Source organism: Candidatus Limnocylindrus sp. (assembly GCF_040397235.1).
Taxonomy (GTDB): Bacteria; Chloroflexota; Limnocylindria; order Limnocylindrales; family Limnocylindraceae; genus Limnocylindrus.
In genome coordinates this window covers 143,696-163,873 of the sequence record NZ_JBBAWH010000003.1, presented here as the reverse complement: position 1 = coordinate 163,873, position 20,178 = coordinate 143,696, and the positions used below count along the sequence as shown (strand labels likewise).

Sequence of the window (20,178 nt, the reverse complement as noted above, 5' to 3'; positions counted from 1 at the left end):
AGTACATCAACTGCGACTGCTACGACACGAACATCGTCGCGGTTGGCGGTCGCCTCTACACCACGGTGTACAGCAGCGACACCGGCTATGAGTTCGCCTATCTCGATGAGCCGAGCTACGTGCTGCCAGAGACGAGCCGTGATGGTTCGGTCTGGACCACGACGCTGGTGATCTTGGCCGGCCTGACCGCTGCGGCCAGCATCGGTCTCCGGGTGCGAGGTGCCAGGCGCGCCTAGCGAACTCGGGCGGCGAGAGCCCGGGTTGTTGGGTGGAAGCGGGGGTTGAGGGCTTAGGACTCGTGTAGTATCTCAGGAATTGTTGCCGAGGTGCGACGCAATGAAGGAGCCCGCCATGCCCGCCAAGCGCTCGCTGACCCTTGCCCTCGCCCTGCTGCTCGTTGCGGCGATCCCCGCCCGCGCAACGGGCTTCCCGGCGATTTCGATCGTCGACACGATCCGTTCGGGCTCCGCTTCGTCAGACGCGCTGGTCTACGGGGGGAGTGCAGAGCTCGATGGCTGGCTCTATTTCAGCGCGAACGACGGCACAATTGGCTACGAACTCTGGCGCACCAACGGCACCACCACTGAACTCGTCAGCGACATTAGGGTTGGCGCGGCAAGTTCTTACCCGGACCAGTTGGTGACCTTCAATGGCTATGTTTACTTCAGCGCCGATGTTTCTGGTAATCACGACCAACTCTGGCGTTCCGACGGCACGGCAGCAAACACCCTACTGGTAAAAGATATTGCTCCCGAGTCAGATACATACATTGACGTCATAGTTGTCTCAGGTGACACGCTCTACTTCAGGGCGTACGACGAGGTGTACGGCTCCGAAGTCTGGCGCTCCGACGGCACGTCAGAGAACACCAGGCTCATCAAAGACATCATTTTAACCAACGTGGGTGACACGCCACGCGACCTCACGGCGTTCAATGACGCCCTGTACTTCACCGTAGACGACGGCGTGCATGGCAGGGAACTCTGGCGTACCGATGGCATTGACGGCACAGAGGCGCACACCAAGATCGTCAAAGACATTAAGAGCAACGGCAGCGACTCCTCGAATCCAGGCTACTTGACCCCTGCAGGCAGCTATCTCTACTTCACCGCCGACGATGGCACGCACGGTGCTGAGCTCTGGCGTACGAATGGCACCGAAGCGGGCACGGCGATCGTCATCGACCTCACCCCTGGGGTGGCATCCAACATTTACGGCATTAAAGCGTTCAATGGCTCTATCTACATGAGCGCCGATGACGGCGTTTCCGGCTTTGCACTCTGGCGCAGCGATGGCACGGCTGCGACCACGAGGTTGATCAAGGGAACCGACCCAGTCAATACCAACGGCTATGGGCCTGAATATATGACTGCCGTCGGCAACTGGCTGTATTACAACAATTGGGACAGCGCGCACGGCGCTGAACTCTGGCGCACCGATGGCACCACCGCGAACACAACCCTCGTAAGCGACATCCGCCCAGGAACTGATGAATCGTACCCGGGCTACTTCGTTGCGATTGGCGACACGCTCTATTTCCGAGCCGATTCGGGAGCGGGGAGGAAGCTTTTCCGCGCGACGGCAGACGGCTCGCTCACATTGAGCACCATCCCGGGGAGCAACGTCCAGTACGGCTATACCTACGCCAGTATCGGCGGCCGACTCTTCATTCCGTTCTCGAGCGACGAGACGGGCAGCGAGTTTGCCTACGTTGATGAGCCAACGTTTGGGCTCCCCGAAACGAACCGCGACGGTTCGGGCTGGGGCACGACCCTGGTGATACTTGCGGCGGTTACGGCGGCTGCAGGCGTGGGTTTGAGCCTGCGTAAGGCGACGCGCGCGTAGTTCCTTCGGGAACCGAATGCGGTTCAGGGACTGCTGACAATCGGTAACAAATTCGGTAGGATACGCCTACTGCCGCCACAGTGCGGCGCTATGACTTTGGAGGCCCGCCACATGTCGATCAAGAAGCTCTTTGCCGCAGTTACCGCGCTGGTGATTGCCGGCACGTTGTCGATCAGCCCGGCTAAGGCGGCGACTCCACCCCCTTCAAACATTGGCGGCATGCTCCACAGCGTTTGCGCAATCATGGCGAACGGCACCATCGAGTGCTGGGGGTCTAACAGCAAGGGTCAGCTTGGTAGCGGCATCAACGGAGGTGAAGCAGTACCCGTTAACCACATCGCCGGCACATGGACATACATGTTTCCAGGTGACGGCCTTAACAAGCACATGTGCGCGATCAAGACGAACGGCACCCTCTGGTGCTGGGGGTACGGCGAAGACGGGCAGGTCGGCAACGGCTCCGAAACCAACGTACTAACCCCTGTGCAGGTAGGTACCGACAACACCTGGATTGGCGGAGCCGTTGGCGCAATCTCGACGTGCGCAATCAAGGAAGGCGGCGCGCTCTGGTGCTGGGGCTTCAATGACTACGGTCAGTTCGGCAATAACACGTACACCTACTCAAACGTACCAGTCGCCTCCTCGCTCACGAGCGTTGCGAGCGTCAGCGTGTCGGAGCGGCACACGTGTGCAATCAAGACCGATAACACCCTCTGGTGCTTTGGCGGCGGCCAATATGGGGCGCTCGGCACCGGCGGAACATCCGACGAGCCGCTGCCAGTACAGGTATCTGGCAGCTGGAAGGCGGTGAGCGTTGGACGCAATCCGCAGACCTGCGCAATCAAGGGCGACGACACCCTCTGGTGCTGGGGCACATCCCACACCAACGGCCCCCTCCTTGGCATTGGCACCACGCTCGACACGCTGGTTCCAGTTCAAGTAAGTGGCGGGGGATCCTGGTCAAGCGTGACCACTGGCCCATGGGCTACCTGCGCCGTAAAGTCTCCCGATGCATCGCTCTGGTGCTGGGGAGACGGTTATCAGGGTCACCTAGGCAACAACGACCTCACCTTCACTGACTTTGGTACGCCGCAGCTTGTCGCCGGCTCATACGCATGGCGCAACTCCATCCAAACCCATGACTCGGCGTGTGGAGTGCAGACCAACCTGAGCCTCTGGTGCTGGGGAAGCCAAAGCGACGGGGTAATCGGCGTCGCCGGTGCTCCACAAGAAAACCCAATCCCCCTCGCTCTGAGCCGAACACTGGGCGGCGGACTTCCTGAAACGAATCGTGACGGTCGCAGTTTCAATGGCGTGCTCCTGCTTCTCGCTAGCGCACTAGCAGCTGCTGGCGTTGGCCTCCGCCCACGCAAGGGCTCACTCGCGAAGTAGTTCTGTTCGTTCGTAGATACGCGCCGCCTCCACCTACGGGTGGGGGCGGTGCTGTTTCTAGGTGCATACTGAACGTGACGACCCGCCATATTCGCCTCCTGGTTTCCTTGGTGATTGGTGCGTTGATGGGTGGCACCGCGCCAACGGCACAGGCGAGTGATCTGTGGCCAGGCGACTTCAAGAACTACGCGCAGATCGAGAGCGAGATCCTCGCGGTTGAGTTGGCGCACCCCGAGATCGTTGATGTCTTCTCGATTGGCCAGAGCTACGAGGGGCGCGAGCTCTACGCCGCCAAGATCAGCGACAACGTTGCGCTCGAAGAGGGCGAACCCGAAGTGCTCATCGATGCGCTGCATCACTCCAATGAGCATGTCACCGTGGCGCAAGCGCTCGACCTTCTACACACACTGGCGGACGGCTACGGCGTTGATACGGCGATCACTACACTTGTTGACGAGCGCGTGGTGTGGATCGTGTTTGCGGTGAATCCCGACGGTCTCGAATATGAGTTCACAAGCAACGGACCCTGGAACTGGCGCAAGAGCCGCCAGCCAACACCAGGTTCGCGCTCCATTGGTACTGACTTGAATCGCAACTACAGCGCCTACTGGCACTGCTGCAGCGCGAGTGTGCGCAACTCCGCGTGGCGTGTCTACGCCGGCCCCGCCAAGTTCTCGGCGCCAGAGACCGCCGCCATGCGCGACTTTGTCGCCTCACGCGTCATTGACGGCGTACAGCGCATCACCATCTACCTCAGCCTGCACGCCGCTGGGCGCTATATCGCCTGGCCACGGTTCCCGCCATCGGCCGGCGTGCGCGCCACCACGCTCGACGATCGGATGACGATGAACGCGCTCGTGATCGGCATCTCGCAGATCAATGGCTACGGGTACTTCCAGTACGACCCCACAGGCGGATCTTCGACCGATTGGATGTACGTCACCTACAAGATCCCAAGCCTGCTCATGGAGCTCGGCGAGTACACGGGTGAGGTCTCACGCTTCTACCCAACCGCAACGGCGATGGCGCGTGAGGTGGTCGGAAATCGCCCAGCGCTCTTGTGGCTGATTCAGCAGGCGCAGTGCCCCTCTGATCCTGCAGGGCTCGGTGTGCGGAAGTGCGGTCCGCGCTTCGACGATTTTGAGCGCGCAGCCGGTTGGGTTGTGAATCCCGACGGCACCGACACCGCCACGAGTGGCGCCTTTGAGCGCGGCAACCCCGCTCGCGTGCCCATCGGCACGCGCAGCATGCAGCTCGACGACACGGTCTCCGGATTCCGCGCCATGGTCACCGGCGCCGTAGCTGGCCGAAATGCGAACAGCTATGACCTCGATGGCGTCACCACCGCACGCTCGCCGCAGATCACCCTCGGCGCTGACCCTGGCAATCTCGTCTCCAACGCCTCGTTCTCGTACGGCGCTACGGCGACCTCGGCCGACTGGTTCCGAGTCTGGGTCGAGGCCGAAGATGGCACCCGCACGCTCGTGCACCAGCGCCTCGCCGCCTCACGCTACCGCTATGCCGCATACACCCAAGTTCACGTCTCACTCACCGCCTGGGCGAATCAGGTTGTTCGGGTAGTGATTGGCGCGGGCGATGTTGGCCGCGCAAGCCTCGTTGAGGTGGCGGTTGATGACGTGAGGATCGAACGCCGCTACACTTCTCTCCATGCCCGCCAGGACCACACTCGTTGCCCTCATCGCTTCGCTGGCCCTCGCCTTTTCGGCGCTTGCCGCGCCAGCAACGGCTGAGGCCGCCGCAGGGCTCACCGTGCGCAGCGCAACGGTTTCGAGCGAATTCGTCGGGCAGGTCGTTCTGCGCGGAGTTCCCTCATCGCTCTTGCAGTACATCACCTTCACCATCGTGCCGAAGGTGGGGAGCACCGCCAAGGCGATCAGCGTCACCTACTCCAAGGCATACCTCGTGGCACAGCGCAAGCTCGGGTCGCGCGTAAAAGAGGCCACGATCCCGATCTTTGGCCTCTACGCCGGCTACAACAACACCGTGCGCATTACCGTTAAGCAGATCTATCGCAAGGCGATCACCACCACCGTGCGGCTGCTGACTGCTCCCTATACGGAATACTTCAGCGCAGCAACGCGGGTAGATGTGACGCCTCGCAACAAGTCCGTTTCGCTCGACTACAGCTACATGCTGGTAAAGCATCTCGCCAACGGGCTCGGGCCAATGATCCTCGATATTGATGGCAACGTGCGCTGGACTGGTCGGCCAGGCATGAACCCGCAAGGCGCGTATTTCTGGGGTGGATCAATCTATCTCGACAACAGCGAGGGCTATAGCGGCGGCTCGAAGCTCTTCCGCATGGATATGACCGGTGCGCTGACCGAAGTCGCCGATTATGCGAGCGAAGGGGTGTGGGGTTTCCATCACAATTACGACCTCGGCAAGGTTGGCTTGCTCATTGAGCCGAACATTACTGTTGGCGGCGCGGTGCACGTCGAGTCCACCATCTTCGAGATCAACAAGTCTGGTGCGATTCTTGATCGCTGGAACATTACGCAGATCGTTCGTGATGCGATGATTGCTGGCAACGACGACCCATCGGCATTCGTTCGCGATGGCGACGATTGGCTGCACATCAACGCCTCAACGTATTGGGCAGCGCAGAACACGCTGGTCGTCTCTGGCCGTGAAGACTTTGTGATTGGCATCGGGTACGACGATAAGCAGATCAAGTGGATCCTTGGTGATCTGAGCAAGGCCTGGGCGACCTACTCATCACTGATGGCGTATGCGCTCACCATGGCGCCTGGGAGCATTGCGCCGATCGGTCACCACGCCGTCTCAATCACCCCAGATGGGAATCTCATGCTGTTCGATAATGGTTTGCAGAGCTTCGCTCACACACCAGCAGGAGATAGCCGCACCTACAGCGCGCCGCGGAAGTACTCGATTAACCTCGTGACGAAGACTGCGACGGAGGTGTGGAACTTCAAGCACAACGAATCCATCTACTCTGCGATCTGTTCGAGTGCGTACCAGAAGGGCTCGAGCTACCTGATTGATTACGCTCACGGCAACGATGGATACCTTCACCTTGTTGGCGTGGGAACCCAAGACCGAACCGCGTTTGAATACGCCTGGCCGGGCCAGTGCTGGGATGGATGGAACACCAGCATCATCAGCCTCGAGGGGCTGCGCTACTAGTTTCGGTCGTGGCACACTATGCCCATGATTGAAACTGCCTACTTCGCCACGGGATGCTTCTGGGGTGCTGACCGCCGCTTCTGGCAGATGCCGGGCGTCACCGAAACCGCCGTCGGCTATATGGGCGGCCACGCCGAGGCACCCACCTATGAGCAGGTCTGCACCGGCAGCACCGGCCACACCGAGATGGTGAAGGTCGTCTTCGACAACCAGAAGATCTCGTACCGCCTCCTCCTCGAGGAGTTCCTGACCATGCACGACCCCACGTCGCTCAATCGCCAGGGGGGTGACATCGGCTCGCAGTACCGCAGCGCGGTGTACTACACGAACGACAACCAGCGCGAGGCGATCGAATCCGGCTTCAAGCTCTATGGCGCAGCGCTGGCCGCTGCGGGCAACGGCCCGATCGTGAGCGAGGTCCTCTCTGCCGACAGCATCACCTTCTGGGAGGCCGAGGAGTACCACCAGCGCTACCTCGAGAAGAACCCGAAGGGGTACGACTGCCACAGCCAGACCGGCGTGCCCTTCCCGTCGGGTGCGTGGGCCGAGATCAAGGTGAGCGGCGCCTACCCAATTGAGATCAACGAGGCAGAGCTTCGTGCCCGCCTCGATCAGCTCTCGTTCGAGGTGCTGCGCCGCGCCGCAACCGAGGCGCCGAACGTGGGTGAGTACACCGACACCGAAACGGTGGGCGTGTATAAGTGCAAGGCGTGCGGCAACGAGCTCTTCCGCAGCGAGAACAAGTTCCACTCCGGCTGTGGCTGGCCGTCGTTCTACGCGCCAACTTCTAGTGATGCTGTTGAACTGGTTGAAGACCGCTCACTCGCCCCACGCGTTCGCACCGAGGTGCGCTGCGCTAAGTGCGGCTCGCACATGGGACACGTGTTCGAGGGCGAAGGGTACGACGTGCCGACCGATCAGCGCTGGTGCATCAACTCTGTTTCGCTGGTGCTAGAGGCGAAGTAGCTAGTCGGGGATAACGATCGAGTCGAGTCCGCTCGCTGGCTTCGGGAACTGCATGTTGAGCTCCTTCAGCCTGTCGACGATGATCTGCGAGATTACCAGGTCGCGATACCACTTCTTATCTGCAGGAATCACGTACCACGGGGCATCGTCAGTACTGGTGCGCTCAATCGCCTCTTCATACGCCTCCATGTAGTCGCTCCAGTGTTCGCGCTCGGCAATATCGCCAACCGCAAACTTCCAGAGCTTCTCCTTATCGTCAAGACGTGCCTGTAGCCGCAGTTTCTGCTCGGCCTTAGAGATGTGCAAGAAGAATTTCAGGATTGTGGTCCCCTCATCGGCAAGTGCCTGCTCCATGTCAGCAATGTGTTTGAACCGGCGCTTCCACACTTTCTTCGGCGCGATCTCGTGCACTCGCTCCACCAGCACACTCTCGTAGTGCGAGCGGTTGAAGATGACAATCTCACCGCGCTTCGGTAGTTGCGCGAAGTAGCGCCACAGATAAGTGTGTGAAAGCTCAAGGGTGCTTGGCTGCTTGAAGCTGGCCACGCGTACGCCCATCGGGTTCACGCCATCAAACACGTGTCGAATCACGCCATCTTTGCCACCGGTATCCATCGCCTGGAGGACGACTAGTACGCGGCGCTTCCCTTCGGCGTAGAGGAGCTCTTGCAGCTCTTCGAGTTCTCGATTTAATTCGAGCATGCGGGCCTCGCCAGCCTCGCGCTCCTTCGACCAGTCGGGGGTGCCGGCCGTGTCGATCTTGTGGAGCTTCGGCTCCTTGCCAGGCTTGATGCGATGACTGCTCATATCTGCATCCTACCCCCTCAGAAGGTCGCCCCTATACTGCATCGCATGGCATTGACGATTGGCATTGTGGGGCTCCCAAACGTCGGTAAGTCGACGCTCTTTAACGCCCTTACCAAGAACAACGTACTGGCCGCGAACTACCCCTTCGCCACGATCGAGCCGAACGTGGGGGTGGTGAACCTGCCCGACCCGCGCCTCACCAAGCTCGCCGAGATCTGCAGCTCCGAGAAGATCCTTGCCGCCCCAGTTTCGTTCGTTGACATCGCCGGCATCGTGCGCGGCGCCTCAACGGGGGAGGGGCTCGGCAATAAGTTCCTCTCGCACATCCGCGAGGCCGACGCGATTGCCCAGGTGGTGCGCGCCTTCGCCGACGAGGACATCATTCACGTTGACGGCAAGGTCGACGCCAAGAGCGACATCGGCACCATCAACACCGAGCTGATCTTCGCCGACCTCGAAACCCTCGAGAAGTCACGCTCCCGCTACGAGAAAGAGGTGAAGGGGAAGAAGCTCGACGCCGAGGTGCTCGACGTGGTCGACGCCGCCATCGCCGCGCTCAACCGTGGGGAGCCACTCTCGGCGACCAAGGTTGACCTCACCCTCATTAAGGAGCTCGGCCTCCTCACCGCCAAGCCGATCATCTACGTCTTCAATGTTGACGAAGCGATCCTTGTGAGCGCCGCGCGTCGCGCCGAACTCGCCGCGCTCGTGGCACCGGCCGAGGCGGTCTTCCTCGACGCCAAGGTCGAATCCGAACTCGTGGACCTGACCCCCGCCGAGGCGGCGGAGCTACTCGCCTCCATGGGCCAGACCGAGTCGGGCCTCGACCAGCTCGCCCGCATCGGCTTCAAGAACCTCGGCCTTCAGACCTACCTCACCGCCGGACCAAAGGAGGCACGCGCCTGGACGATTCGCCAAGGCTGGACCGCACCGCAGGCTGCGGGCGTGATCCACACCGACTTCCAGCGCGGCTTCATCAAGGCCGAAATCGTCTCGTTCGACGACCTCGTGAGCAACGGCTCCATGGTCGCCGCCAAGGCTGCCGGCAAGGTGCGCATGGAGGGCAAGGAGTACGTGATGCGCGACGGTGACGTCGTGGAGTTCAGGTTCAACGTTTAGCGCATGAGTACGACCGTTCTCTTTGTTGATGACCTTACGCGCAGCGCAAACTTCTATGCTGCGTTACTCAGCGCCGAAGCGTACGACCAGTCCGAATCATTTGTGCGCGTAAGTTCTGACGCCAGCGAAGTACTGCTGCACAAGATTCCTGACTCCACGTCAGCCGCTACGTATGCGCCGCGCGAAAACGCCGCAATGAAGCCGGTCTATTTTGTTGCTGCTATTGATGCCGCACGGAGTGCAGTTGCACAGCTCGGTGGCCGTGTGTACGACGCTAGCACCGTTGCCACGTATGGCAACGTGAATTACTGCGATGCAGTGGATCCCGAAGGAAATGTCATTCAGCTGGCTGAACGACTGCGCTGGTAACCACTTAGCGGCAGGTGATGCCGTTCGCTTGGGCGAAGGTGTAGGTCATGTTGAGCGGGTCGATCGGTGTGGGCACGCTGGTTGGCACGCGTGCGCCGCCAGCCTTCGCCGGTGCGCTCACTGCTGCGGCGGCCTTCACCCAGTCGATGGTGTTCGATACGCCCGTCTCCATTTCAGGGACGGTGACGAACTGGAAGCCACGACCGGCGTAGTTGGTGATGACCGCGGCGAGCAGCTTCACGGTGCCAGCGGTGAACGGATTCACGTGGCCGAGCACCACAACCTTGTCGCCGGTGGCCTTCGTCGCATTCTTGAATGAGGAGGCGGTGCGACTGTAGGCCTTGCCGTTCTTGCAGATCTGCGCCGTGTCGGCAAAGGTGTTCGTCCACATTGAAAGCGTGAGGCCGAGTGATTGCGCAATGCTGCGCACCCCGGGGTTCCACGCGCCACCTGGCGGGCGCCAGTATTTTACGTAGGGAATGTGGTTCGCCTTCGCGATCGTGATCCAGCCACCAAGTTCTGAGGTCACGCCAACACGACCGTACGCCGCGAGCCGCTTCGTTAGGCTGGCATGGTTGACGGTGTGATCGGCGATCGGAATCCCCGCCTCGCCGATGGCCCTCCAGAGATTCGGGAATTTGCGCAGCGACTTGCCGGTGGGGAAGAAGGTGATCGGGGTCTGCGTGGCGACGGCAACGGCAAGCGCCTGGCGAATGTGTAGCTCGCTGTCACCATCGTCGAAGGTCAGGGCGACCTGTTTCGTTGCGGTCGCCGAGGCGCTCGCGGGTGCAAGGAGGGCCGCGAGGAGCGCCGCAACGATGAAAATCGGGCGAAGAGTGCGCTGACGGGACTTCATAGTTGGAGCCTATCAGAGGGGGATACACTGCCGCTCATGTCTGCTGCGCCGATTCGCTACCTGACGGAGGCCGATGTGCTCGCGCTGCTCCCCTCTATAGAGGCGCAGATCGGGCTGGTTGAGGGGGCACTTCGCGCCGTAGCGACCGGCACCGCGCACCAGCCGCCGAAGGTGCCGCTCAACCTGGGCGCCGGCGCACCATTTGCCCATGCGATGCCTGCCGCCATCGACCTTGCCGCCGGCCGCGTCGCTGGGGCGAAGTGGATCAGCGGAGGCGGGGCCGCAGGGATCGGCGGGGTGGTGCTCGTGGAGCGACCGAAGGCGGGCGGACTCCGCGGCATCGTTGCCGCTGGCGAGCTGACCGCCGCACGCACCGCCGCCGTCTCTGGGGCTGGCCTGCGCATTGCCCCACCGAGCACGGCCGCCGCAACGGAGGGTGCCCCATATAAGGGGGCCATTATTGGCGGCGGGCTCCAGGCGGCCACGCACCGCGCCGTGCTTGCGGCGCTGCACCCGGCCATCACCGTTGCCTTCTATTCGCGCCGCGCGGTTGCCGAGCTTCCACTCCGCGCCGGCGATCGCGTTGCCGAGTCGGTCAACGGAGCGATTCGCGGCGCCGACATCATCGTGACCGCGGCGGCATTTGACACCCCACCACGCCCGATCGACGTGAAGTTGATGGAGCCTGGCGCCACCCTGCTCGTAATCGATTACGCGGCAACGATCAGCGCCGGCGTGATTGCCGCCCTTGGCGCTCTCGGCCCGATTCGCGTGATCACCGACAGTGCTGCACAGTACAACGACACGCGACGCACGCCGAAGCTGAGCGGCTGGCCCGCCGCCGACGCGCAGATCGGCGACACCCGCATCGAGAGCGCTGGGCGGGTGACAACGCTCGTGAACCATCTCGGCATCTCCGCCTGCGACTTGGCATATGCCGAACTACTCCTTGACCTTGCAGACAAGCAGAACGTAGGGACGCTACTCGCCAGATGAGTCGACCTGTGCCGCACCTGCGAGTTGATGCCCCGCCCGCCGCATCGGGCGCCGCCGTTGAGGTGCTCGACTATCACACGGCGGGCGAACCATTCCGCATTGTGGTGAGCGGCTACCCAGAGCTTGCCGGCACGAACATTCTTGAGCGACGCCGCTCTGCTCTGCAGCAGCACGATCATCTGCGCAAGATGCTGATGTGGGAGCCGCGTGGCCATGCCGACATGTACGGCGGCATTCTGGTGCCGCCCGATCACGACGAGGCGCAGGTCGGTGTGCTCTTCATGCACAACGAGGGCTACTCCACGATGTGCGGACACGGCACTATTGCACTCGCGACGGCACTCGTCGAGAGCGGCGCGATCCCCGCGACTGAAACCGCAACGCCGATCGGCATTGACGCACCGTGCGGTCTGGTGCGCGCCGTCGCACATGTGCGCGAGAACGAGATTGCCGCCGCGCGCGCCGCGAACCGAACACCGCGCGTGCACGAGGTGACATTTGAGAACGTGCCCTCGTTCGCCGCGGCGCTCAATGTTGCCATTGACGTTCCTGGCTACGGATCACTCACCGTTGATGTTGGTTACGGCGGCGCCTTCTATGCACTCATTGATGCTTCACAGCTCGGCATTGAGATGCGCGCCGAGAACGCCGCCGCCCTCGCCGCTGCGGGGCGCGCCATCACCAACGCCGGTCGCGCCGCCCTACGCAGTGGTGGAGCGCTTGCAACGGCACTCGGCGTTTCGCATCCTGAAGAGGCCGACCTCTCGTTCTTGTACGGCACGATCATCTCGGGGCCACCCGAAGATCCTTCTCACCACTCACGCAACCTCTGCCTCTTCGCTGAGGGTGAGGTTGATCGCTCGCCAACCGGTTCAGGTGTCTCCGCGCGACTCGCGGTGTTGCATGCACGTGGCGAAGTGCAAACCGGCCAAGAGATCGCAATTGAATCAATTCTCGGCCGTGAGTCGGTATTCCGCGGGCGCGTGGTGCGCACCGAAACGTGGGCGGGCCGCAACGCGGTGATTCCCGAAGTGCGTGGCAGCGCACATATGACGGGGAGCGCGCGCTTTGTTCTCGACGAGAACGATCCGATCGGCCGCGGCTTTCTTGTCGCGCGGTAGATCGTGAGTACACTGCGCACGCTTCTCGTGGTGAATCCTGCAGCGGGCGCAGGTCGCGCTGGACGTGTGCTGTCACGTGTGCTCGAAGAGCTGAAACCGTGGGGTGAGTTTGAGATTGCCGTCACACGCGCGGGTGAGGATCGCCCTGCGCAGCGCATCGTTCGCGAGGCAGTAGCCAATGGTGTGACGCGCATTGCCGTGCTCGGTGGCGATGGCACCGCGAGCCAGGCTCTCAACGGCCTCCGCCAACCTGACGGCAGCATTGCACCGGTGCAGTTGGGGTTGATCCCCGCAGGTACCGGTCGCGACTTTGCGCGCACGATTGGCATCTCGCGCAAGCCGACTGAGGCCGCCCACCACCTGGCGCACGGCGCTACCGCGCGCACTATTGATGTCGGCCAGATTGAGCTCAGCGACGGAAGTGTTCGCCTCTTTTTGAACATCGCTTCGTTCGGCGTCACGGTCCGCATCGCCCACGCCCTCGAGGAGTACCCGCAGATCAAGCGCCATGCTGGCGCGCTTGCTTTCGGACTCGCGACCGTGCGCGCCGGTCTGAAGTACGCGCCCGATCTGGTGGAGGCACGCGTCGACACGCATGCGCCGGAGAGCGGCCCAGTTGCCGCCATGGCAATCGCTAACGGCGCCTGGTTCGGCGGTGGCATGCATGTGGCGCCAACTGCGCGCATTGATGACGGTCGATTTGAAGTCGTTCGCTTCGGTGATATCGCCCGCAGCGACTTCGTGGTCAGCCTGCCGCTCCTTTATAAGGGGACGCACTACGCCCACCCGAAGGTGACCGTCTCCCAGGGGGCCGATGTCTTCGCCGCCCCGGCGGGTGGCCCGGATGCACGCGCCGTCGAGATCGAGGCCGACGGCGAGATCGTGGGGCGCCTCCCCGCACGTTTTACCGTGCTCCCTGCGGCGGTCACGCTCCTTACCTAGCGGGGGCTACCCAGACGGCTATCCAGCGTGCATACTCCCTATCCAGCCCCCCATGGGGCACCCGCCTGGGAGTAGGAGGCACGGCATGGACGCAACGGAGATCCTGAAGAGCAACGCTATCGCGGTCGCCGCCGCCGATGCCGCCTGGGTGAATCCGCGCGATCCAGCCAAGGCCGTTGGTGCTGATGGTCAGCCACTCCGCAGCCGCCGCGCCCCAAAATGGGCCGACGTGCCGAACGAGCAGTGGGACGATTGGCGTTGGCAGCTCAGCAACCGCGTCAACTCGCTTGAAGAGATCGGCGAGATCCTCGAGCTCACCGACGACGAGCGCGAAGGCCTCTCCGCCGACGGGAAGTTCCGCGTCGACATCACCCCGTACTTCATTAGCCTGATCGACCCGAAGGATCCGAACGATCCAATCCGCCGCCAGGTGATTCCGGTCGGCTCAGAGCAGCAGGCCTTCACCGCAATGATGGAAGACTCGCTCGGCGAGGATCGCCACTCCCCAGTACCGGGCCTGGTGCACCGCTACCCCGACCGCGTGCTGATGCTCGTCACCACGCAGTGCGCCTCGTACTGCCGCTACTGCACGCGTTCGCGCATCGTCGGCGACCCAACGCAGAACTTCAACAGCAAGGATCACGAGGCGCAGCTCGACTACCTGCGCCGCACCCCACAGGTGCGCGACGTGCTGATTAGCGGTGGCGACGGGCTCACCCTTGCGCCGAAGCTCTTCGAGAAGATCCTGCGCGGCCTGCGCGACATCCCGCACATCGAGATCATCCGCATCGGTTCGCGCGTGCCAGTCTTCATGCCGCAGCGCGTCGACGACGAGCTCTGCGAGATGCTCGCCAAGTACCACCCACTCTGGATCAACCTGCACTTCAATCACGCGCAGGAGATCACCCCCGAAGTGTCGCGCGCCGTTGACAAGCTCACGCGCGCCGGCATCCCTGTTGGCAACCAGTCGGTGTTGCTCGCTGGCGTAAACGACTGTGTGCACATCATGCGCAAGCTCGTACACAAGCTCGTCGAGAATCGCATTCGCCCGTACTACATCTATCAGTGCGACCTAGTTGAGGGTTCTGGCCACTTCCGCACACCTGTCGGCAAGGGGCTCGAGATCATCGAAGGTCTGCGCGGCCACACCAGCGGTTACGCGGTGCCGACCTACGTGATCGACTCACCAGGTGGTGGCGGCAAGATTCCCGTGATGCCGAACTACCTGATCTCGTATAGCGACCACAAGGTGGTGCTGCGCAACTACGAGGGGTACATCAGCACCTACGAAGAGCCGGAGCACTACACGCGACATGACGCCACCAAGTGCGTTGACTGCCGCAGCTCACGCCCTGAGCCAGGACAAGAGGGAATCTTCGGTCTGCTCGCCGGCCATGAGATGTGGATCGAGCCGAAGGGCCACGCCGAGGTGCATAGCCGCGGCAACACCGAGGCACATCGCCTGCAGGATCCGTCGAAGTGGCAGCCACTCGGCATCGGTGGCGCCGTTGAGGGCACGGCGCGTGAGCCTCTCGAGGTGCTCCCAGCCGGCACCATCGCCCGTCCGAAAGAGGGCGAGCCGAGCGCCGCGGCGCACGGGGAGCTGCTCTAACCCTGTTCAGACGTGCGTGCAAGCACTAGTATGCGTGCGGATGGATTGAGTACTTGGAGCCGCAGGCTCCGGCTTATTTCGACCACATGGAGGTTGATTGGCATGAGAGGTATCTTGTTGCGTCGCGGCGTGATGATAATCGCCGCCTCACTCTCACTGGTGCTGACGGCACGCATCGCCCCAGCATATGCAGTTGATGGCGGTAGCGACTCCACCGACCGATTCTTGCTGGGCACCCACCTCAATGTGGGCATCCAACAGAACGGTGCATTTGGTAGCGTTGGAAACGCCCCTGCGGGTTTCCACACACGATCCAATCAAAACAACCCGGTCGTGTGGTCAGTAGCCGGTGATGACATGCTGGGCTTCACCTATGACAACGGCGATGGCTGGGGAACAGGGGCCGATATCGGCGACTTCTTCAAGCCTGGCGGACCATTTGAAGGGTTCTCGCTGGCAGTAGGCGCCAATTCGGGAGGCAACGACGGAACTGGTAACGTTCAAATCGGCCTCGGCACGTGGAGTGTATGTTCAGGCATCTGTGAAACCTGGACGCTAGATTCCGCCTTCAACGGGCTGGGACTAGTACAGGTGTATTCGATTGTGGATGACGTCGTGCTAAAGATGCACATCACCGTGTCAAATACAACCGGCGCTGCTATTGATGATATTTACTATGGCCGTTGCGTAGACCCTGATAACGTGAAGGCTGCCGGCGGCCCTTACGAAACCGCAAATAACGTCACAAAAACAATTGCTGACGATGGAATAGCCGTCGTACAGGCAACCGCCACGTGGGATTCTGTCGACACGGCGCTAGTGATGTTTAGCACCGACACAAACGCGCGCGCGCATATGGATTGTAATCGTAATACCCCTAACCACAATTGGGATGGAACTCAGGCCAATATTGTGAAGGGCGACCCGGAGGTTGACGACACTAATATTGGCGTAGCGGTGAAAATCGGAACCCTTGCAGCGGGTGCTAGCTATACATTTGATGTGAACTACGGCATGACGCTTGCCGCGGCCGCACCACCGCCTTCGACAAACACTGAATGGTCACCAGCGACCGCGATGCTTGCGCTCGCGGCGGCACTGCTGGCAGTGACCGGTGTGATTCGGGCAAAGAGGGAGCGCAACGCGTAAGCGGGTACTCCTGAGGGAACTCTCTTGAGACGGCCTCCGCCGGTGCGGGGGTCGTCTCTTTTTGGGGGTGGTGCGATACTGCGCAGTATGAGCAAGCCAGACAACGCCACCCTTCCGCTCCCATGGCCTCCGGTGATTGCCGAGGCACGCTCCCCCTTTACGGCGGTGCGCGTAGCGACGCTGATGCTGGCGCGGAGCCGCGGCACTCGTGAGCGCCTCGCCGACATTGCCGATGCGCTCAATGCGGTGCACCTCGATTGGCTCTTTGAGCGCAGGGTTGTGGCCGACGAGCTGCTGCAGCTGCAGGCGAACTGGTTCAGCGACTTCCGCACCACCACCGGGTTCATCGTGGAAGATGGCGACCAGGGCGCCGTAGTGACGCTCGAAGCCTCATCGCGCATGAGCGGCTGGCTGGAGCGCCAGGTGGCCAAGGCACACGAGGCCTGCCGAGCCGAGTTGAGCGCCTTCGCCAAGAGTGACCGCGCTACGGGCGATCGCTAAGCGCGCATGAAGCGCGACGATCTCGTTCGCCAAACGCAAGACCTGATCGACCAGGGCGATCGCATTGCGCGTGCCCCGTCGCGGGCGGCGCTGAACACCTGGCTCGCCGCAAGTGACGCGCTCTTGTCGTCGGCATGGGGGCAGATGGATCGCTACCACCAGGCCTGGCTCGACGTGGGGCGCATCGCGCAGCCCCTGCGCGGCCGGCAGATCAGCGAGGGTGAGGAGGCCGACGAGGTGCGCGCCGTGGTGGCCGCCAAGGGCGCTGTGCTGCGCGCCTCACTCGACGCGGTGGAGCGACTCGGCATGCCCTTCCTTGGCGAAACGAAGGGGCGTGCGCGCGACGAGAAGGAGGGGCTGCCCGACCACCTGTTTGAGGCACCCCATGGCTTAACGGGAGGCACCGGTGCGCTGCAGGCGGCAATCGATGCCGCGCGCAAGGCGGCGAGCGAGCATGAAGACCACGCCCTGAATCGCACACGAACGCCCGTGAAGGGCGAGGGCGACGACATCTGGTAGCGGGCTCCCCTGCGGGGCGCGGTGGTACCCTTACCCGCATGAGTCACCCACTGCACGGCGCCCGTCCCCTTGATCGAACCGCCGGGTTCCCGAGCGTTGTTGCGCCCCTCACCGCCGAGTGGGAGCAGCTCGCCGGCCGTGCCATCGTGGCCGCCGTTGAGCGCAACCCTGAACTCCGCGACCGCGTGGGCGACATCGGCCTGCGCCACCTGATGCGCGATGCCCAGGTGGTGCTCGAGAAGCTCGCCGAGAGCGTCGCCTCTGGCAGCATCACCCCGCTGAAGAGCTTCACCGAGCATGGCACCCCAACCTGGCGCCGCCGCCGCATCTCTATGGATGATGTCACCGATCTCTATGAAGGCCTACGAGTGGCCGTACCAAACGTGCTCGCTGGCGAGGCCGCTGCGTTCGCCGATCGCGCACTCCTCGAAGGGATCGCTGTACTAAAGTGGCACCGTCGCCTTGGTGGCGACACGCGCAAGCGCAACCGCATCCTCGCGGCCATCTACAAGGGGGCGTAGCTATGACCATCAAGTGGGTACACGCCGATCCGCTCGTCATGAATGGCGAGCCATTCTTGTACGGCACGCGCCTCACCGTGCGGCGACTGCTTGAGCTCCGCGCATCGGGGTTTGACGGCGCACAGCTGTTGAAAGAGATGCCCGAGCTGCGCATCGTTGGCATCGCACGCGCCTATGAATTCGCCGTGGCGAACCGCGAACACTATGAAGTGTTCTTTGATAGCGATGGCACGCTGCTGGGCCCAGAGCTCACATCAGAGGAGGCGAGCCTCGTATGACCGAAGAGACTCTCGCCGCAATCACCCCGTTTGATGCGCAGAAGCGTGCCACCGAACTCGCAATCCTCGACGCACTTCGTTCTGTTGTTGATCCCGAGATCGGCATGAATGTCGTCGAACTCGCACTCATTCGCCAGGTACTCGTGGGCCAGACCGAATCCGAAGTGAAGATGATCCTCACCACTCCCTTCTGCCCATACGCAGGCTCGATGCTTGCGCAGGTGAAAGAGGCGGCCGAATCAGTGCTCGAGCATCCGGTGAAGGTCACACTCCTCGCCGAGCGCTGGGATCCGAAGGATGCGGGTCTCGCCTGGTGAGCGACGAGCTGAAGCTGCCAGCAAGCAAGGTCGCGACCGGTAAGGGTGACACTGGCACCACAGGCCTCCTCTTCGGCGGCGATCGCATCTCAAAAGACGATGTGCGCACCGAGGCGTACGGCACCATCGACGAAGCCACCGCCGCACTCGGCATGGCACGCGCCGAACTGATCGGCCTCACCGGCGAGGGAATCGCTGGGCTCGACGAAACCATTCTCTCGATTCAGCGCGACCTCTTTGTGATTGGCGCCGAACTTGCAACGAACCCAGACGCATGGAACCGCCTCGAAGAGGGGCGCACCAAGGTCTCACCAAAGATGTTGGCGCGCATCAACACGCTGCTCGCCGCCACCGAGGCGGCGATTGAGTTTCCGAAAGACTTCGTAATCCCAGGTTCGAGTAAGGCCTCGTCGGCCATTGAGCTCGCGCGCACGATCATTCGTCGTGCAGAGCGCTGGTGCGTCACCCTCGGCCGCGAAGGCCTACTCCCTGGCGAGCACCTGTTGGCGTACCTGAACCGCCTCGCCGATCTCCTGTGGCTGCTCGCGCGCCAGGCGGAGAGGCTGGAAGCCTCTGCGACGCGCTCCGTTTCACAGACGCCCGTTCGCGACTAACGAACCCCTAGGAAAACTCCGCGTCACCAAGGATGTAGCGCACGGCGCCAGAGTGGTGCTTGTATCCAACGCTCTCGTAGAGTTTGTTCGCGCCAGTTAACGACTCGGCATCAACTCCCAGCATTGACCCCTCGTAGCCGTCGGCCTGCGCACGAATCAGATGCCGCTCAAGCAGTAGCCGTGCAAGGCCGCGGTTGCGATGCTCGCGATGCACGCCGAGGTTGTTCACCCAGAGCACGTGGCCAACGGTGTTGCTGTCTTGCGGGAATGCGCCCGTCAGCTGGTAGGCGACCAGTTCGCCGTTCACATCGGTGATCACCTCACTGAGCGCCGGTCGCGCTGATTCGGCGGCCAGGTACTCCTGCCACTCGATGGGTGTCATCGATGAGCTCCCCCAGTGATCGGCAAAACAGTGATTCTTCAGCACCCGAAGCGCCTCTAGATCAACCCGGGCCATCGCCAGCGACTGGTAGCCAGAAGGGATTGGCGCGTTGCTGAGCTTGCTACTGGTGGGTCGATTGGCAAAACGCAGCAGCATCTCCGAGTAGTAGCGAATGGGTCGCATGCCGGCGGCCACATAGAGTCGCTGCGCGCGTTGGTCACCCTCGACACACTGCGTCTGAATGGTTGCACCGGGGAACGGGTCGAGCAGCTCCTCGGCGCGGTCCTGTGACCAAGCGAAGAGGTGGCGACCGAGTTCGATCCCTTGGAACCCCGGGCGTACCCCGCCGAAGAGGTAGGCGCGCGGCTTCTCGGCGTCGGTCGCGCCGACCGCCCAACCCCATCCCGCAATTGCGCCGGTGGGAGCGCGGACGACGATGGCGTTGTTGTGAGCGTCGATGCCAGAGGCAGTGAGGTCTTCGAGCATGTCGCCCTCGCTGTACAGCAGCGGGTAGCCGACCGCGTGGTAGTTCTCGTTGGTGAGGGTGGTCAGCGCTGCAACATCGCGTTCAACGTCGCAGGGGAGCGCCGTGAATCCTGCAGGGAGGGCGTTCGAGAGGGCGATCGCTCGTTCGTCGCTTCGGCTCATGGAGATAGGGTACTATCAATTCCGACGAAACGTGTCAGAAATCCCCCCTCAGGAGG

The 20,178-nt window shown here is 62.3% G+C and carries 22 protein-coding genes and 1 pseudogene; 20 read left to right on the top strand and 3 right to left on the bottom strand.

Features of this window, described 5'->3' with window-relative positions:
• The 7 genes and pseudogenes from AC3LB0_RS04060 to msrB all read left to right on the top strand — a co-directional run.
• Positions 1 to 236: hypothetical protein (locus AC3LB0_RS04060; RefSeq protein WP_488649886.1), on the top strand; the 236-nt coding region annotated here is incomplete at its 5' end.
• Between the two features lie 115 nt (positions 237 to 351).
• Complete coding sequence (locus tag AC3LB0_RS04055; RefSeq protein WP_488649885.1) at positions 352 to 1,845, top strand: hypothetical protein; 1,494 nt, start codon at positions 352 to 354, stop codon at positions 1,843 to 1,845.
• 111 nt (positions 1,846 to 1,956) lie between these two features.
• Positions 1,957 to 3,237 carry an RCC1 domain-containing protein gene (locus tag AC3LB0_RS04050; RefSeq protein ID WP_488649884.1) on the top strand — a complete coding sequence of 427 codons (1,281 nt, stop codon included), beginning with the start codon at positions 1,957 to 1,959 and terminating at the stop codon, positions 3,235 to 3,237.
• Between the two features lie 74 nt (positions 3,238 to 3,311).
• Positions 3,312 to 4,988: a M14 family zinc carboxypeptidase gene (locus tag AC3LB0_RS04045; RefSeq protein ID WP_488649883.1), complete on the top strand. Its 1,677-nt coding sequence runs from the start codon at positions 3,312 to 3,314 to the stop codon at positions 4,986 to 4,988.
• On the top strand, positions 4,906 to 6,405 hold the full coding sequence (locus tag AC3LB0_RS04040) for an aryl-sulfate sulfotransferase (RefSeq protein WP_488649882.1): 1,500 nt from the start codon (positions 4,906 to 4,908) through the stop codon (positions 6,403 to 6,405). Before AC3LB0_RS04045 ends, AC3LB0_RS04040 begins: the two co-directional genes overlap by 83 nt.
• Before the next feature lie 24 nt (positions 6,406 to 6,429).
• Positions 6,430 to 6,939 (top strand): annotated as a pseudogene (msrA, locus tag AC3LB0_RS04035) (peptide-methionine (S)-S-oxide reductase MsrA); the annotation flags it as partial.
• A complete protein-coding gene (msrB, locus tag AC3LB0_RS04030; protein ID WP_488649889.1) occupies positions 6,925 to 7,371 on the top strand; it encodes a peptide-methionine (R)-S-oxide reductase MsrB in 447 nt (148 codons plus the stop codon). The pseudogene msrA and the gene msrB, both read left to right, overlap by 15 nt.
• On the opposite strand, the gene AC3LB0_RS04025 is transcribed toward msrB, so the two are convergent.
• Positions 7,372 to 8,178, bottom strand: coding sequence for a PPK2 family polyphosphate kinase (locus tag AC3LB0_RS04025; protein WP_488649881.1), 807 nt, complete (start codon positions 8,176 to 8,178; stop codon positions 7,372 to 7,374).
• Positions 8,179 to 8,223: 45 nt separating this feature from the next.
• On the opposite strand from AC3LB0_RS04025, the gene ychF reads away from it, so the two are divergent.
• Entirely contained in the window at positions 8,224 to 9,297 is a 1,074-nt protein-coding gene (gene ychF / locus AC3LB0_RS04020) for a redox-regulated ATPase YchF (protein ID WP_488649880.1), read from the top strand.
• A gap of 3 nt (positions 9,298 to 9,300) precedes the next feature.
• Positions 9,301 to 9,666 (top strand): VOC family protein, encoded by a 366-nt coding sequence (locus AC3LB0_RS04015; protein ID WP_488649879.1) that lies wholly within the window; start codon positions 9,301 to 9,303, stop codon positions 9,664 to 9,666.
• A 4-nt stretch (positions 9,667 to 9,670) separates the two neighbouring features.
• On the opposite strand, the gene AC3LB0_RS04010 is transcribed toward AC3LB0_RS04015, so the two are convergent.
• Positions 9,671 to 10,522: a polysaccharide deacetylase family protein gene (locus AC3LB0_RS04010; protein ID WP_488649878.1), complete on the bottom strand. Its 852-nt coding sequence runs from the start codon at positions 10,520 to 10,522 to the stop codon at positions 9,671 to 9,673.
• Positions 10,523 to 10,558: 36 nt separating this feature from the next.
• On the opposite strand from AC3LB0_RS04010, the gene AC3LB0_RS04005 reads away from it, so the two are divergent.
• The 11 genes from AC3LB0_RS04005 to AC3LB0_RS03955 all read left to right on the top strand — a co-directional run bounded on the left by AC3LB0_RS04005 (position 10,559) and on the right by AC3LB0_RS03955 (position 19,092).
• Complete coding sequence (locus AC3LB0_RS04005) at positions 10,559 to 11,518, top strand: hypothetical protein (protein ID WP_488649877.1); 960 nt, start codon at positions 10,559 to 10,561, stop codon at positions 11,516 to 11,518.
• Positions 11,515 to 12,639, top strand: a complete 1,125-nt coding sequence (locus AC3LB0_RS04000) for a proline racemase family protein (protein ID WP_488649876.1) — start codon at positions 11,515 to 11,517, stop codon at positions 12,637 to 12,639. The genes AC3LB0_RS04005 and AC3LB0_RS04000 overlap by 4 nt, the downstream gene beginning before the upstream one ends.
• 3 nt (positions 12,640 to 12,642) lie before the next feature.
• Positions 12,643 to 13,581: a diacylglycerol/lipid kinase family protein gene (locus AC3LB0_RS03995; protein ID WP_488649875.1), complete on the top strand. Its 939-nt coding sequence runs from the start codon at positions 12,643 to 12,645 to the stop codon at positions 13,579 to 13,581.
• Between the two features lie 85 nt (positions 13,582 to 13,666).
• Positions 13,667 to 15,193: a lysine 2,3-aminomutase gene (gene kamA, locus AC3LB0_RS03990; protein WP_488649874.1), complete on the top strand. Its 1,527-nt coding sequence runs from the start codon at positions 13,667 to 13,669 to the stop codon at positions 15,191 to 15,193.
• A 102-nt stretch (positions 15,194 to 15,295) separates the two neighbouring features.
• Positions 15,296 to 16,342 carry a hypothetical protein gene (locus AC3LB0_RS03985; protein WP_488649873.1) on the top strand — a complete coding sequence of 349 codons (1,047 nt, stop codon included), beginning with the start codon at positions 15,296 to 15,298 and terminating at the stop codon, positions 16,340 to 16,342.
• An 87-nt stretch (positions 16,343 to 16,429) separates the two neighbouring features.
• Entirely contained in the window at positions 16,430 to 16,843 is a 414-nt protein-coding gene (locus AC3LB0_RS03980) for a hypothetical protein (protein WP_488649872.1), read from the top strand.
• A 6-nt stretch (positions 16,844 to 16,849) separates the two neighbouring features.
• Positions 16,850 to 17,362, top strand: coding sequence for a hypothetical protein (locus tag AC3LB0_RS03975; RefSeq protein WP_488649871.1), 513 nt, complete (start codon positions 16,850 to 16,852; stop codon positions 17,360 to 17,362).
• Positions 17,363 to 17,400: 38 nt separating this feature from the next.
• Positions 17,401 to 17,883 (top strand): hypothetical protein, encoded by a 483-nt coding sequence (locus AC3LB0_RS03970; RefSeq protein WP_488649870.1) that lies wholly within the window; start codon positions 17,401 to 17,403, stop codon positions 17,881 to 17,883.
• 2 nt (positions 17,884 to 17,885) lie between these two features.
• Positions 17,886 to 18,161: a DUF433 domain-containing protein gene (locus tag AC3LB0_RS03965; RefSeq protein WP_488649869.1), complete on the top strand. Its 276-nt coding sequence runs from the start codon at positions 17,886 to 17,888 to the stop codon at positions 18,159 to 18,161.
• A complete protein-coding gene (locus AC3LB0_RS03960) occupies positions 18,158 to 18,478 on the top strand; it encodes a metal-sulfur cluster assembly factor (protein WP_488649868.1) in 321 nt (106 codons plus the stop codon). The genes AC3LB0_RS03965 and AC3LB0_RS03960 overlap by 4 nt, the downstream gene beginning before the upstream one ends.
• Positions 18,475 to 19,092, top strand: coding sequence for a cob(I)yrinic acid a,c-diamide adenosyltransferase (locus tag AC3LB0_RS03955; RefSeq protein WP_488649867.1), 618 nt, complete (start codon positions 18,475 to 18,477; stop codon positions 19,090 to 19,092). The genes AC3LB0_RS03960 and AC3LB0_RS03955 overlap by 4 nt, the downstream gene beginning before the upstream one ends.
• A gap of 7 nt (positions 19,093 to 19,099) precedes the next feature.
• Here the strand turns inward: AC3LB0_RS03955 and AC3LB0_RS03950 are convergent, their stop codons facing one another.
• The gene (locus tag AC3LB0_RS03950; protein ID WP_488649866.1) at positions 19,100 to 20,122 is read right to left on the bottom strand and encodes a GNAT family N-acetyltransferase; all 1,023 of its coding nucleotides are present in this window, start codon (positions 20,120 to 20,122) and stop codon (positions 19,100 to 19,102) included.
• Positions 20,123 to 20,178 lie beyond the last annotated feature (56 nt).

Coding starts and splice junctions, on each gene's coding strand:
- AC3LB0_RS04055 (WP_488649885.1), top strand. CDS start 352: ATGCCCGCCAAGCGCTCGCTGACCCTTGCCCTCGCCCTGCTGCTCGTT.
- AC3LB0_RS04050 (WP_488649884.1), top strand. CDS start 1,957: ATGTCGATCAAGAAGCTCTTTGCCGCAGTTACCGCGCTGGTGATTGCC.
- AC3LB0_RS04040 (WP_488649882.1), top strand. CDS start 4,906: ATGCCCGCCAGGACCACACTCGTTGCCCTCATCGCTTCGCTGGCCCTC.
- AC3LB0_RS04025 (WP_488649881.1), bottom strand. CDS start 8,178: ATGAGCAGTCATCGCATCAAGCCTGGCAAGGAGCCGAAGCTCCACAAG.
- ychF (WP_488649880.1), top strand. CDS start 8,224: ATGGCATTGACGATTGGCATTGTGGGGCTCCCAAACGTCGGTAAGTCG.
- AC3LB0_RS04015 (WP_488649879.1), top strand. CDS start 9,301: ATGAGTACGACCGTTCTCTTTGTTGATGACCTTACGCGCAGCGCAAAC.
- AC3LB0_RS04010 (WP_488649878.1), bottom strand. CDS start 10,522: ATGAAGTCCCGTCAGCGCACTCTTCGCCCGATTTTCATCGTTGCGGCG.
- AC3LB0_RS04005 (WP_488649877.1), top strand. CDS start 10,559: ATGTCTGCTGCGCCGATTCGCTACCTGACGGAGGCCGATGTGCTCGCG.
- AC3LB0_RS04000 (WP_488649876.1), top strand. CDS start 11,515: ATGAGTCGACCTGTGCCGCACCTGCGAGTTGATGCCCCGCCCGCCGCA.
- kamA (WP_488649874.1), top strand. CDS start 13,667: ATGGACGCAACGGAGATCCTGAAGAGCAACGCTATCGCGGTCGCCGCC.
- AC3LB0_RS03985 (WP_488649873.1), top strand. CDS start 15,296: ATGAGAGGTATCTTGTTGCGTCGCGGCGTGATGATAATCGCCGCCTCA.
- AC3LB0_RS03980 (WP_488649872.1), top strand. CDS start 16,430: ATGAGCAAGCCAGACAACGCCACCCTTCCGCTCCCATGGCCTCCGGTG.
- AC3LB0_RS03975 (WP_488649871.1), top strand. CDS start 16,850: ATGAAGCGCGACGATCTCGTTCGCCAAACGCAAGACCTGATCGACCAG.
- AC3LB0_RS03970 (WP_488649870.1), top strand. CDS start 17,401: ATGAGTCACCCACTGCACGGCGCCCGTCCCCTTGATCGAACCGCCGGG.
- AC3LB0_RS03965 (WP_488649869.1), top strand. CDS start 17,886: ATGACCATCAAGTGGGTACACGCCGATCCGCTCGTCATGAATGGCGAG.
- AC3LB0_RS03960 (WP_488649868.1), top strand. CDS start 18,158: ATGACCGAAGAGACTCTCGCCGCAATCACCCCGTTTGATGCGCAGAAG.
- AC3LB0_RS03950 (WP_488649866.1), bottom strand. CDS start 20,122: ATGAGCCGAAGCGACGAACGAGCGATCGCCCTCTCGAACGCCCTCCCT.